Genomic DNA, 13,391 nt, shown 5'->3' with positions numbered 1-13,391 from the left:
ACACGAATGATTACAGCCAATTGCCTACTAAAACATAGGGTGCCCAAAAATATGGAGCTTTTTCTTTAGCAAAAACACCTAATTGGGCACGCTGGAGTGCCTGGGCTTTATTTACCCCAGCCTTTAGCTGTCGATAGAACTCACTCATAACATCGGCGGTGGAGCGATCATCTATTGACCACAATGTTGCTAGTGTACTGCGTACCCCCGCCCGCATAGCTATCCCAGCCAGTCCCAAAGCTGCTCGTTTGTCTCCCTCAGCAGTTTGACAAGCACTGAGGACAAGTAATTCAATGCCACTAAACCTGTCTTTGTCGCTAACTCGCAGTAGATTATCAAATTCCTTGACTTTAACTAGTTTATCCCAGGTGAGAATAAACGTTTTTTCAGCATCAGAACTAAATTCACCGTGAGTTGCTAGGTGAACCACGGAGAAGGCAACTGTTTGCAACTTATTTTGCAGGTTTGTTTGGGTAAACTGTTGATTTAACAGTTCTTCACTCTTGGATACCTCAGATTTGATTTCTTTTAATTCCCGTGGTACATTTTCTAATTGGGGAAATTCTTTGCCTTCCACTGGGCGTTTTTCGCTGACTCCGGCAGTTAAAGCATTTAGCTGTACCTGTCGCAAAGGTTTGGGATCGAGGAGTTGCAAACCTGGTGTCAAGGCGATCGCATATTTCTCTATCAGATATTTCTTTTGCTGTTTGTCGTAGAGAACCGCCATCGGTATATTACGTAACTCCCCATCCAGCACAAACACTAAGGTTTTGATCCCACTATTGACTAACTCTGTTTGTGCAGGTCGAATTAACCAATTATATATTTGTTGGGACTGCTGCTGAACCCGACCAGTCGCGGTGACATCTAGTAAGTTTTTCCTCAGTTCTGCTATTGTCTTTTCCACATCATTTTGAGCTATTGCAGTTTTGTAGTGGCGCAACTCTTGATTAGGCAATTTGAGGATAACATCTAGGCGGTCTGGTAAAATAATTGGATAGATCACTGCTGCTCGTTGGTCTTTTTTGTCAACCACTGGGTCAAGTTCCTGTGTAGGATTTAAACAGGCTGACCGAAAGAAGTTATCCAGTTCTGCCAATTGCAGAGATTCAATTACATTACGAGCAAGCTTTAGATTGTCTTGATTGATACCCTCTTCTGGCGATCGCGGCGTGTTAGCTTTTAGTAGAGAAGCGTCTTGTTGATCTAGCTTCTCGAAGGGAACAGAAGCGGTGCTTTGGGGAGAACGCAACAGCAATTCAACTAACTCTCGATACACTGGTTCGATATTTTCCCGGAAGGAAAACTGAACGTCTGGATTGATGGCGACTAAATCACCACGCAGAGATTGAAGGGTATTGTAGGCTACGTTATAGGATGCGATCGCGCCTTTAATATCTCCCTTTTTTTTCAGTATGCGTCCTAGTTGCCATTGCCACTGATAAGCAATATCCGATGCATCAATACTTTGCGCTATGAATAAAGCTTTATCGGTAAGCTCTTGAGCATCAGAAAACTGCCCGGTTTTTTCATACAACTCACCAAGACTACCCATAGCATAAGATTCTGCTCGTCGATCTTGCAAGCTTTGCGCCTGCTCGATCGCGGTGGACAATTGCTGGGCAATGTTCAGCCATGAGGGGGTATCTATGCTAATTTTTTCTTTTAATTGGGTAAGATTTTCGGCAAACTTAATCCGAGTATATACGGAGGCTCGGCTGGGTGGTAAGTTGCTAATTTCCGACTGGATTTGAGACGACAATGCTAATGCATTTTGATCTTGCTTTTTCTCCAAAAGTAGACTGAGTAAATTTAGATGTGCCTGAATGCGTGTGATGGAGGAAACAGATACAGCCGCAGCCTCCTGGTAGTATTGTAAAGCTGCTTCAGTATCTTGCTGGGCGCGGGCTGTGTTGCCTAAACTGAGTTGAGCCTCTGCGATCGCTTTTGGAGATTGCAATCGCTTTGCCACTGCTAAACTATTCCCCAATACCAACCGTGATACGTTTAAATCACCGACAACTCGGCGGACGTTGCCAAGACTACGCAGCCCTGTGGCTACAATCAGTGAGTCTGGAAGGCTGGTAAGGGTTTGCTGTACTTCGTTTAAAATTTTGTTAGCCTGAAGGTAAAGCCCTAAAGTTTGCAAAGCTTGTGCAGAGTTAATCTGGTTACGAGTTAATCTAGCCTTGTCGCCTATTTGTTGATAAATATCAGCCGCTTTTTGCCAGGTAGTTAAAGCCGCTTCTGCTTGCCCTTGTGCCAGTTGTAACTGTCCTTGCACATCTAGGGCTTGTGCAATAAGTTGCGATTGCTCACCAGAAGTGCCCGTATTTTCCCCTGACTGTAATAATTTTAAACTTTGGGCGATCGCTTCTTCTGCTTCAGCCCACAAGCCAAGTTGCTGATAAGCCAAGGAAAGATTACTCAACGTCATCGCTTCTTGTAAACCATCTTTAGAGGTTTTAAACGCAGTAGCAGCCTGTTGCAAAAGTTTGACCGCTTCAGTAAACTGCCCCGTATCGTATAATATTTTGCCCTGTTCGACTACGCTTGCTGTTTGGGACGGGCCGTTTTTAAGGGAGAGCAGGGAGTGGAAAGTAGGGGATCTTTCTGTACTTTCTTGTTTTCCCCACTCTCCTTGCTCGGTCAAATTTTGCATGTCAGAGTAGACAGCAGGAGGTTTTGCCAAAACAGGGGATAAGGCTATGCATAGAAATGCAGTGAACACCGCTAGGAAAAAATGATTTGGGCATCTCATACGCAATTATTACAGCAGTTTTATTTTTTTTGAACCACAACCGAAGTTAGTTCTCCTTAAAAGTATGGGTTGAAATGCGATGCCTACGCCTACGCACTTGCAGAATGTGGGGTTTAATGACTGGATAGCGTTCAAAGATAGATAAAAGAGTGGGCGTGGTTTCTCTTGGACAAATGACAAATGACTCTCGCGTTGCGGTTCAATAACCCTCTTGCAAAAGTCTATCCCCTTTTCCACGTCCCGTCAAAAGTCAGGTTGAGCGATCGCATTTGCTTGTTGAGCGATCGCATTTGCTTGTTGAGCGAGCGCATTTGCTTGTTAAGCGATCACATTTGCTTGTTGAGCGACAGCATTTGCTTGTTGAGCGAGCGCATTTGCTTGTTGAGCGAGCGCATTTGCTTGTTGAGCGAGCGCATTTGCTTGTTGAGCGATCACATTTGCTTGTTGAGCGATCACATTTGCTTGTTGAGCGATCGCATTTGCTTGTTTGGAAGTAGGTACGGTAGTCTCTCTCTTTTTTCCAACGTCATCAATCCTACCCAACTTTAATTTACCGAGTTATCCGTGCCGGGAAAGCCCCTAAATTCTATTTATGGGGGCACATCAGGGGCGAATTTATTCGCAGTGATACTTCTCTATTGTGATATAATTACGTTAGTGTATTCAACGTAATGATGCTAGTATTTGAGGCAAAATTGGAAGGAACAAAAGAACAGTACCAATCGCTTGATCAAGCGATTAGAACTGCTCGTTTTGTTCGTAACAGTTGTGTCCGATACTGGATGGATAATAAAGGGATTGGTAGATACGAGTTGAGCGCTTATTGCGCTATTCTTGCGTCTAATATTGAGTTTCCGTTCGTTTCCAAGTTGAACTCGATGGCAAGGCAAGCTAGTGCTGAAAGAGCGTGGTCTGCAATTGCTCGATTTTTTGAGAACTGCAAGAAAAGCAAACCAGGGAAAAAAGGTTATCCACGATTCAGGTCATATCAGACAAATGGATCTGTTGAGTACAAGACCAGTGGGTGGCGGCTCTCTGAAGACCGTAGATACATCACTTTTTCGGATGGTTTTCAAGCAGGAACTTTTAAACTTTGGGGAACTCGTGACCTGCATTTTTATCAGTTGAAGCAGTTTAAGCGCATTCGCGTTGTGCGTCGTGCAGATGGTTATTATTGCCAGTTTTGCATCGACCAAGATCGAATAGAAAAACGACAGCCAACTAATAAAACAGTTGGGTTAGATGTTGGTTTAAACTATTTCTTGACTGATAGTGATGGAAACCAAGTTGAGAATCCCAGGCATTTGAGAAAGTCGGAAAAATCGCTTAAACGATTGCAGCGTCGTTTCTCTAAAACCAAAAAAGGTTCTCAGAACCGGGTTAAATTTAGAAATAAATTAGCCCGTAAGCACCTCAAGGTAAATCGCCAGCGTAAAGACTTTGCTGTGAAATTGGCAAGGTGCGTAGTGATGTCTAACGACATTGTGGCGTATGAAGACTTGAAGGTACGGAATATGGTAAAAAATCATCATCTAGCGAAATCGATACATGAAGCAGCATGGATGCAGTTCCGCCAATGGGTTGAATATTTTGGCAAAGTGTTTGGTGTGGCAACTGTTGCAGTTCCACCCCATAATACTTCGCAAAATTGTTCTAATTGTGGTCAGGTTGTCAAAAAATCTCTTAGCACTAGAACTCATTCATGCAACAAGTGCGGAATGGTGTTAGACCGTGACCATAATGCTGCGCGAAACATACTTGAGATAGGACTCCGTACCGTGGGGCACACGGGAACGTTAACGTCTGTGGATGAGAACGACCTCTACTTGGGTGATGCAAATCCTCCAAGCAAGCCGACTCGTGGAAGCAGAAAACCTAAGAAGGCAACTTCTTAGAATCCCCGCCATTTTATGGCTGGGGTGGATGTCAATTGTCCCACACATATAGGACTTTTGCAAGAGGTCTAATAACCCTCTCCCCATTTCCCCCCGAAAAGGGGCTACGGTGTACACACAAGTCTGAAATAGCTGAAAAACCCAAGGTTTTACCCCACCCTAACCCTCCCCTTATAAAGGGGAGGGAACTAGACTAGATAGATTTCTTTTTCCCCCCAATATATCGGGGGGATTAAGGGGGGTAATTCGACTTGTGTGTACACCGTAGCCTAAAAGGGGAGAATCGGGTTCGAGGGGATAATTTAAGAAATTACTAGCTTTCTGAAGTTTCCTGAGAGAACTTCTTATGGATAGTTTTAGTGGATTCCCCATCAGCACCTACCGTTATCAGATAGTCCATTAAACCATCTGAAAAGGGAAGACGTAGGTGGAAAGTGCCATCGGGTTTGATTTTGATGGAATGGCCACCAATGTTTACGCTTGTATTTGGTTGGGTTGCTCCGTGAATAATCAACTCGGCATCTGCCACAAACCAAAAATCTTCGGGGGAACGATTGAAAACCCGAACATTAGGTGAACGGGCTATGAGTAACCAACCATCGCCATTAGCGATATAGCCAATTTCAATCATGTAGTCGCGATCGCTGACGGGAATAGCCACAAAGCGATCGCGTGCTACCTCTTCACATTCATACTGCTGTACAAGCTGGGGATTTTGATAACTCAAGTCAATCCCCGTTACATCATACAGCCGCACTACCAATTGGGAGCCGCCCTGTTGTCGCAGTGCTTCGTTCTGAGCCTTGGAAATGTGCCAAGAGGCATAAGCCCACTTGGGAGTACGAGGTGTGAGCAAAATACTGCTCTCTTCTTCACTACTCTCTTCTTCTACATCTACTAAACTAATACGTGTTTCGCTTGCTAAGGCTACATCTTCAACGGTGGAATCTGTATGAACAATAGCTGTTTCGCTTGTTAAGGCTACATCTTCAACGGTGGAATCTGTATGAACAATAGCTGTTTCGCTTGTTAAGGCTACATCTTCAACGGTGGAATCTGTATGAACAATAGCTGTTTCGCTTGTTAAGGCTACATCTTCAACGGTGGAATCTGTATGAACAATAGCTGTTTCGCTTGTTAAGGCTACATCTTCAACGGTGGGTGTAGGCACTAGACTGAAGACACGAACGATCGCTGAACTGGCCATGAACAACCAGCCATCGCCATCAGCGACATAGCCAATTTCAGCTATGTAATCGCGATCGCTGATGGGAATTTCCACGAAGCGATCGTGTGCTGTCTCGTCACATTCATACTGCTGGACAAACTGAGGACTTTGATAACTCAAGTCAATCCCAGTTGCATCATACAGCCGCACTACTAATTGAGAGCCGCCCTGTTGGCGCAGCGCTGCCTTCTTGGTTTCGGAAATCTCCCAAGAGACATGAGCCGATGTATTAGTATGTGGTGTGAGGACGATACTGCTTTCTTCTTCTACATCTGGCAAGTGAATATCTGTTTCAGCCGCGATCGCCACATCATCAATTATGGGATCTGGATGCACAGGACTGAAGAAACGAACAATTGCGGAACGGGCGATGAATAACCAGTACTCGCCATAAGCGACATAGCCAATTTCAGCTATGTAATTGCGATCGCTGATGGGAATTTCCACAAAGCGATCGTGTGCTGTCTCTTCACATTCATACTCCTGTACCAGATGGGGAGTTTGATAACTCAAGTCAATCCCAGTTGCATCATACAGCCGCACTACCAATTGAGAGCCGCCCTGTTGGATCAGCGCTGCCTTCTGGGCTTCGGAAATTTCCCAAGAGACATGAGCCGATGTATAAGTATGCGGTGTGAGGACGATACTGCTTTCTTCTTCTACATCTGGCAAATTAACAGATGTTTCAGCCGCGATCGCCACATCATCAACTGTAGTATCAGTTTCTTCTTTGCTATCTGATCCAGAAATGGTAGTCCAGCCGAGAATTCCTACGCCTGCTGCTACCGCAGCACCCGCTAAATCTGTGGAGTTTTCAGCAATACCTTCCTCAACAGTAGACTCTGCTTGAGATTCTTCCACTGGCAAATTGACAGTGGGTTCAGCTGCGTCCGCTATCACATTGAATACATCTTCTTCTGATAATTCTGACAAATCGTCGAGCAGTGAAGATGTTTGTGCAGTTGATGATTCTACATCGGCTGTCACTTCGTCAGACTCTGGTAAGGGGAATTCATCTACTGAGTCTGTATCTTCAGTTGAGGTAATACTCTCTAGCCAGTTTAATTCTGCCTGAAGTTCTTCATCTATCCGATCTTCATTAATTTCTGTGTCCCAATATCCAAAATCAGATGTGACATCTGGCACATCTGGTAATTCTGGGAGTGGGGCTGTCTTCTCAGATAAAGACAGTTCCACATCAGATACCTCTTCTGGAATATTAGGCAGATGAGGATATGAAGTATTTACTACAGCTGCTGGGGCTTCTATGTCCCATTCAATTTCATCAGAATCCCAGGCAATTTCTTCAGAATCAGGCTCAGGATTGTTAACCTCCGGATAATTACTTTGACTAACTGTCTCATCAATCGCATCTGCTTCTGTTTCTTTGTTGCTAAAGGCAGACCAGTTAGCCGCGCCGATGCCTGTTGCTAGAGCCGCACCATTAGTTAAAGCTGCGGCTCCCAAGTTGTTATTTTCCGATTCATTAACTACGCCAGAGGTTGTGCCTTCATAGGAATTAGAGGTGCCATTGGTTCCCTCTTGGACTAAATTGGATGTCCCTTGAGTAGCATTCTCGGTCAGTTCAGATTCTGTTTGAGCATAGATATTGAAAGGAGTGCGATCGGGACTTTCTTGCTCTTGGAAGTGCGGCACTGGCTCCTCCTCAAGCATCGCTCCGTTAATGGAGGGATCGGTGCTGGCGTTGATCGCTGCCAGTTCTCTATCTTCTCTGCTGGGTGGACGAGGATCTGATTCTGGTAAGTTGTCTGTTTTCTCAGTAGACAATGGGCGTTTTCCCAGAATCCACCATAGGAACGCTCCAGCTACAGGAGCAAAAAACAAAGGTAGGAGCAACCAAAATGGTGTTTCCCTGTTGACAATCGGACTGGCTTGTGAGTTGGGAGGAGCCACAAATGGCTGTTCGGCGAATACAGAAGTAGTTGCACTAGGGGAAGACGTAGCAGCCGGTGTCGTCTGGGCACTGGGGGAAGCCGTGAGTGCAGGTTGTAATACGTTGGTGGCGATCGCTTCTGCTTCGGCAGTTATACCTTGTTCTATAGCCTTCTGTCCTGGGGGTGCAAGGGTAAAGCCGATAAAATCAGCTGTGCTTACACTCGGATTTTTTTTGTAAACATAAACTAAAGGTTGCGAGAAGGGATATTTTTCATTATCTGGTAAGGCTTGATTTAATTGCAGAACTCGCACACCTTTCAATTTTGACACCTGACTAGCTAACACATAGCTGATGCCGTCTTTGCCCAGTTGTTTGATGATTTCTGCGGTATTATCCTCAGTTAGTTGGGTAGCATTGGCCCCTGTAGCAAATTCAGCAGTCTTGAAGGCTGGATAAGTCCGAAAAGTATTGCGAGTCTCACTCGTGTTCGGGTGATCGATTAACCGAATCTTCCCTGGAGGCCCTCCTAGTTGTGACCAATTTGTAATTTGTCCCCGAAAAATGCGGGCGAATTGCCTACTGGTCAAGTTTCCTTTGAAAGGATTATCTGCACTAACTACGATCGCAATCTTCTCACGGTGGAAGCGAGCTTGCTCTAGTCCTTGGGCTTTTTCTGCTGGCGTTAACCCACGCCCCATTGCTGCTATGTCGATTTTGCCATCTAGCAATTCTTTCAGTGCCGTATCAGTGCCGTTGGCAGCAACTTCAACCTTTGCGCCATAATACTGTTTTTCAAAATTCTCTTTCAGGCTTTGGTTGATTGCACCCAAGCTACTTGAACCATCAATCCGCACTATCGTCCCATTCTGCACTGTTTGCGGCAGTGTAAAAGAAGGAGTTTCAGGTTTAGATTGTGCCAGCATGGGTTCTGACACCAGTAAACTTGCTGCCATAGGGGTTGTAACTAAGGCAAGCCATAATACCAGTCTAACTATTGAAGTATCTTTTTTTTCTTGTTGCCACATATGCGCCTTATTAAAGTAAAAAATAGAAAGCCTGTAAATCCTAAATCGCGATCTTTTTAGAGATTATGGAGGAGACGCGCTAATTATACATCTGAGTTATCTTTACTTATAAGTTCCTTTAACGTACTCATATTGATTTATACTTCGCTATCGCTTGTATAGTATGATAATTTATACTCTAATTGCTAGAGTCTGTTTACTATAAAATTTTCTAATTTATATTGCAACTTATACCAAATTGGTAGCCTAAGTAGGACGGCGTAAATAATTTGCATGTTTGTAGTCTGGGCTGGAGCCGCTCACTACAAACTAATTTCAAAATTTTTTACATTAGTTAATATAGTTTCTAACTGATGATAATCTAGGGTTGTTGAGCTAAATTAAATAAAAACTTCAGTTTTTGACAGTTTTCTTTTTTGGACAATAGTAATATAAGTTGTAAACAAAGTCTTTGATAATTAAGACTTAGTGATAATTTAAGTAAATTATAAAGAACTTAGTTCGTTTTTTAACAGGAGAAGTAGGGTGCTTAACAACCTTCATCAGTTCTTATCTCCCCGTCAATGGGGAATTTCCCTCGCAGGCTTAGGCATACTTCTCGGTTTGGGCTTTATAGCCAAGCAGACTCAAGTAGTACCAGTTACAAATTCTTCATTATCATCGGCTCAAATTCAGAAAACCAGCGAAAACTCTCTTTTGTCGCAGCTAAGAAGAGTTCGAGAGCAGAGAAGTCAACTCAATGCAGCTTCTGGAGATAGAGGATTTTTTGCCCATAACGGAAAAACATTACCTACAACCACAGCCTTGGTTCCAGATTCTCAAGGAGCTACAAAAGGCGCAGGAGTTTTACGAAAAGCGGGTTTTCCTGTAAAAGATGGGATTTACCTCTATGGTCAATCCCCAAAATCAAACCAGCTTGGTCAAGGTTACATCATATTTCAAAAGCAGCAAGAAAAGATAACTGGTGCATTATATATGCCCCAATCAGAGTTTAATTGTTTTCAGGGTACACTCAACCCATCAGGAGAGTTGGCGATGACGGTTAATAGTTCGTCAAATGAAGCCAGTACTACTCAGTCGAATCAGGTAGCTGCAAGCAATAGACTACCTCAAGTCAGTGAAGATGAGTTAAGCAGTTATCCTTACTCGGTGGCTCTGCAAGATTTTTATCATTTAAGTTCTATCACTGCTAGCGATCGCCGCACGTTGCAAATGTGCAAGTAATCTTCAATTTAATACTCAATTCCTGGTTGCGCCTTAACGCCTTGATCGCGGAAAGGGTGCTTAATTAGGGTCATTTCAGTTACCAGGTCAGCACGCTCTATTAAAGCCGCAGGTGCGCCTCTACCTGTAAGAATAACGTGCTTATCAGCTGGTTTTTGCGCCAAACCTGCTAAAACGTCCTCTACTTCTAAGTAAGACATTTTGAGGGCGATATTGATTTCATCTAACAACACCATGTGAAAATCTGGGTTGCGAATGTATTCTAATGATTTTTGCCAAGCGGCGTTAGCTTTATCGAGATCGCGATCGCGGTCTTGAGTTTCCCAGGTGAAGCCTTCGCCCATTGCGTGAAATTCTAACTGATCTTCCCAATTACTGAAAACCCTTTTTTCTGAAGGTTCCCAGCTACCTTTGATAAATTGAACGATCGCTACTTTATACCCGTGACCTAGCGATCGTAACACCATCCCCAAAGCGGCAGTAGTTTTACCTTTACCATTACCAGTATTTACAATAATTAATCCTTTTTCTGGTACAGCTTGTGCTATGCGTTGATCTTGCACTTCTTTGCGTCGCTGCATCTTTTTGCGGTACTGTTCATCAGTCAGAGACGAAGACATGACTTCATCAATCAAGCGTCCAATCTCTTTGTCTGGGTTTAATTCTTCTGGTGTATCGTTTTTCATCAATTTGGTGTGCAAATAATTGTTAAAACTTTCGAGAATGAACTAAAATTCAGTTTATTCTAATTGAATCTGTCTAGTAAGATTTTACGGAAAGATATTGATACCGTGTTAGCTTTTTTAACATCATTGGCAGACAACTAAGTAAAACTCTATGATATACAAACTGAGGTTATAATTTAAGTTCAATATTGCTATTTAAAAAAAATTAATAGGTTTATTAAATCATTTTACTAAGAGGATGTTTTAAAAGTCCTTTCGTCAGTAGCAAAACGTTATTGATCCCCCCTAACCCCCCGATAAATTGGGGGGAACCGGAATTAGAGCAAGCCTTTTTAAGGGGGGTTGGGGGGATCGATACAGTGCCTAAAATCACAGCAAACTAATTTTAAAACAACCTCTAAGATTTCCTTCGACAGACCAGTTAGTTAGGATAAAGATTATCATTTCATCACTTGTTTAGAAAGTTACATTAGTTTTAGCAGGGGTACTGTTGTAGAAATTGAGTTACTAAGGGAACTCCAAAAAATAAATTATTCCACATTCAAGTCGTTGACTGTTGACTGTTGACTGTTGACTGAAAACTCGTGAACCGTCAACGGTCAACAGTGAACAATAGCAATGGAATATTTTTTTACTTGGAAGTCCCTAAAATAGTACAATTACTCTCCCTCATTTTCATCCTCACTCCAGTACTGTTGAGGTGCATTTCCGTGAACTTCTAAAATCTTTGGTTTTTTAATTTTATTATCGGGCTGATTAATTGCTTCTAACTGTACATCAAATTTCCAGTTGTCACCAAAATCATAAAGATAGGTCATTTTAGCACCCGCTTCTAAAGACAAATCACCAATCTGCACTTGGTCAGCAAATGGGGGTGTTTCCATGTAGGGATGACCTATTTTAATTATGCGACCAAAACGGTCTTTATAACTAAACTCATATAAATGGTCGTAGTCAAAATCAAAAGCATCAAGAATTGTTTCTGCTAGCCAGCCTAATGTTTTTTTCGCTGGTATGGCAATGCGTCTCCAAGCGTGAGAAATAGACACTTTAAAAATATAAATACCCTCGGTAAAGCCTTGCTGTAGAACAAATAAGTTATGCTCCCATTCGGGAAAAAATGGTTGTAAATGTGACTGCAATTTTCCAAAATTCACATTGACATCATCCTGTAATTCTCCTCGTATCCCTAATGGAAATAATAATTGCAACAGAGCATCCCCAAAAGGCAAGCGTTGTAAACTCGTAATACGCCATCCCTTACCTTCTTGCGGTTTTCCCTGCTTGATAGATAACAATCCAAATAACTCTAACAGGGCAATGTTATGCAAACCAGGGTAATAACTAATATTGTGTTGGTCTTCATATTTAGGAAATTTTAAACCTTTATCTGGGACACGAGGCCAAAGTTGAATACATCTAAATAAATTACCGAATGAGTCTTGATGCTCACCCAAAATTTCGTTATTTCCCCAAATTAACCAGGCTTCTAATAAGTTGAAATAGCGTTCTGTTGGGTTGAGATTTGACCATGATTCTAAGGTGGCTGTGTCTAATACTAAAATTTGCTTTTTACCTTGGGATCTAATTTGGGCTATCCCAGAACTGCGTAATAACAGATATAGTCCATTAATGTAGGGGTATGATTTCTGTACAGGGCGTTTAAGTTTAGTTTCAATTGAGTGACTTAACCGAGAATTAACTTCTGATAATACTTTCAGTGGTAAAAGGTTATTAACACTACTAACTTCTACTCCATTTGGTTGCAAGAAATCTATTAGGGTTTGAAAGTCATGCAGAATCGTACCAGGTTGATTTTCATCAATGCTGAGTTCTTGTAGAAGTTGTTGTTGTGACTCTGCAAGGGTTGGCAGTTCAGGATTGAATGTGCGTTCTAGCCGCGCAAATAAATCTTCCATAAATAAAAGTTATAAATTCACAATTTAACCTTCCGTAAAACTCTGTTCTCTATACTATGACTTCAGCAGTTACCCTAAAAAACATTGACTTCCCAAGTATCACCGTAGGACTATCAAGACCGTAAGCTTAATGAGATGGGAATAATAATATTTTCACCTTCTAGTTGATCATCCCAAGAATTTAATATGAATAGTAACACTCGTCTACAGATGATTTTAAATGATACACCTATTGATACAGTATTAAGAGCGATCGCTCAACTAAATTTACCTAATTGGTGGTTAGCCGGGGGTGCAGTCCGAAACACTGTTTGGTCTTCAATTTTTGGCAATGAGTGTAAATTAGGTATTAAAGATTTTGATATTGCATTCTTTGATATAGAGGGAAACCGTTCTCAAGAACTAGCAGCAAAGGCGACTCTTACAGAACAATTTCCTCATGAACAGTTTGATGTAAAAAATCAAGCTAGTTTTGCTCGTTGGCGGACTGGTAGCAGACTTTACACGAGTACGGAGGATGGCATCACAGATTGGCTGCACACTGCTACTGCTGTGGGAGTTCGGCTAGATGCACAAAGCCAATGGCAATTTTTTACTCCCTATGGCTTAGATGACCTGTTTAGTGGGATTATTCGACCTACGCCAGCACATATTGATAACGTAGATGCTCACAATAAGGCAACAACATTCTTGCAAAAGTGCCCTTATTTGCGGTTGGCGTAAAAATTACATTCGGGTTGTAGCCACCAGTTTCCG

The 13,391-nt window shown here is 42.5% G+C and carries 8 protein-coding genes; 3 read left to right on the top strand and 5 right to left on the bottom strand.

All coding sequences use genetic code 11. The annotated features are described in order from the left end of the window. Window positions 1-10: 10 nt before the first annotated feature. Both D1367_RS13200 and D1367_RS30810 read right to left on the bottom strand, forming a co-directional pair. Window positions 11-2,662 (bottom strand): CHAT domain-containing protein, encoded by a 2,652-nt coding sequence (locus D1367_RS13200; protein WP_228674513.1) that lies wholly within the window; start codon window positions 2,660-2,662, stop codon window positions 11-13. 417 nt (window positions 2,663-3,079) lie between these two features. After that, window positions 3,080-3,304 (bottom strand): hypothetical protein, encoded by a 225-nt coding sequence (locus tag D1367_RS30810; RefSeq protein WP_181985170.1) that lies wholly within the window; start codon window positions 3,302-3,304, stop codon window positions 3,080-3,082. A 131-nt stretch (window positions 3,305-3,435) separates the two neighbouring features. Between D1367_RS30810 and D1367_RS13190 the strand changes: the two genes are divergently transcribed. Next, window positions 3,436-4,656: an RNA-guided endonuclease InsQ/TnpB family protein gene (locus D1367_RS13190; RefSeq protein WP_118167318.1), complete on the top strand. Its 1,221-nt coding sequence runs from the start codon at window positions 3,436-3,438 to the stop codon at window positions 4,654-4,656. A 313-nt stretch (window positions 4,657-4,969) separates the two neighbouring features. Here the strand turns inward: D1367_RS13190 and D1367_RS13185 are convergent, their stop codons facing one another. Further along, window positions 4,970-8,806: a DUF4912 domain-containing protein gene (locus D1367_RS13185; RefSeq protein WP_118166855.1), complete on the bottom strand. Its 3,837-nt coding sequence runs from the start codon at window positions 8,804-8,806 to the stop codon at window positions 4,970-4,972. Between the two features lie 525 nt (window positions 8,807-9,331). Between D1367_RS13185 and D1367_RS13180 the strand changes: the two genes are divergently transcribed. Then, on the top strand, window positions 9,332-10,030 hold the full coding sequence (locus tag D1367_RS13180; RefSeq protein WP_118166854.1) for a hypothetical protein: 699 nt from the start codon (window positions 9,332-9,334) through the stop codon (window positions 10,028-10,030). Window positions 10,031-10,038: 8 nt separating this feature from the next. On the opposite strand, the gene cobO is transcribed toward D1367_RS13180, so the two are convergent. Then, window positions 10,039-10,716, bottom strand: a complete 678-nt coding sequence (cobO, locus tag D1367_RS13175) for a cob(I)yrinic acid a,c-diamide adenosyltransferase (RefSeq protein ID WP_118166853.1) — start codon at window positions 10,714-10,716, stop codon at window positions 10,039-10,041. A 659-nt stretch (window positions 10,717-11,375) separates the two neighbouring features. After that, a complete protein-coding gene (locus tag D1367_RS13170; RefSeq protein WP_118166852.1) occupies window positions 11,376-12,635 on the bottom strand; it encodes a plasmid pRiA4b ORF-3 family protein in 1,260 nt (419 codons plus the stop codon). 186 nt (window positions 12,636-12,821) lie between these two features. Between D1367_RS13170 and D1367_RS13165 the strand changes: the two genes are divergently transcribed. Beyond that, window positions 12,822-13,358 (top strand): nucleotidyltransferase family protein, encoded by a 537-nt coding sequence (locus D1367_RS13165; protein WP_118166851.1) that lies wholly within the window; start codon window positions 12,822-12,824, stop codon window positions 13,356-13,358. The last annotated feature ends 33 nt before the right edge of the window (window positions 13,359-13,391 follow it).

This window comes from Nostoc sphaeroides (assembly GCF_003443655.1).
GTDB classification, from domain to species: domain Bacteria; phylum Cyanobacteriota; class Cyanobacteriia; order Cyanobacteriales; family Nostocaceae; genus Nostoc; species Nostoc sphaeroides.
Note: the sequence above shows the minus strand (reverse complement) of the source record. Positions and strands in the feature narration are given on the sequence as shown.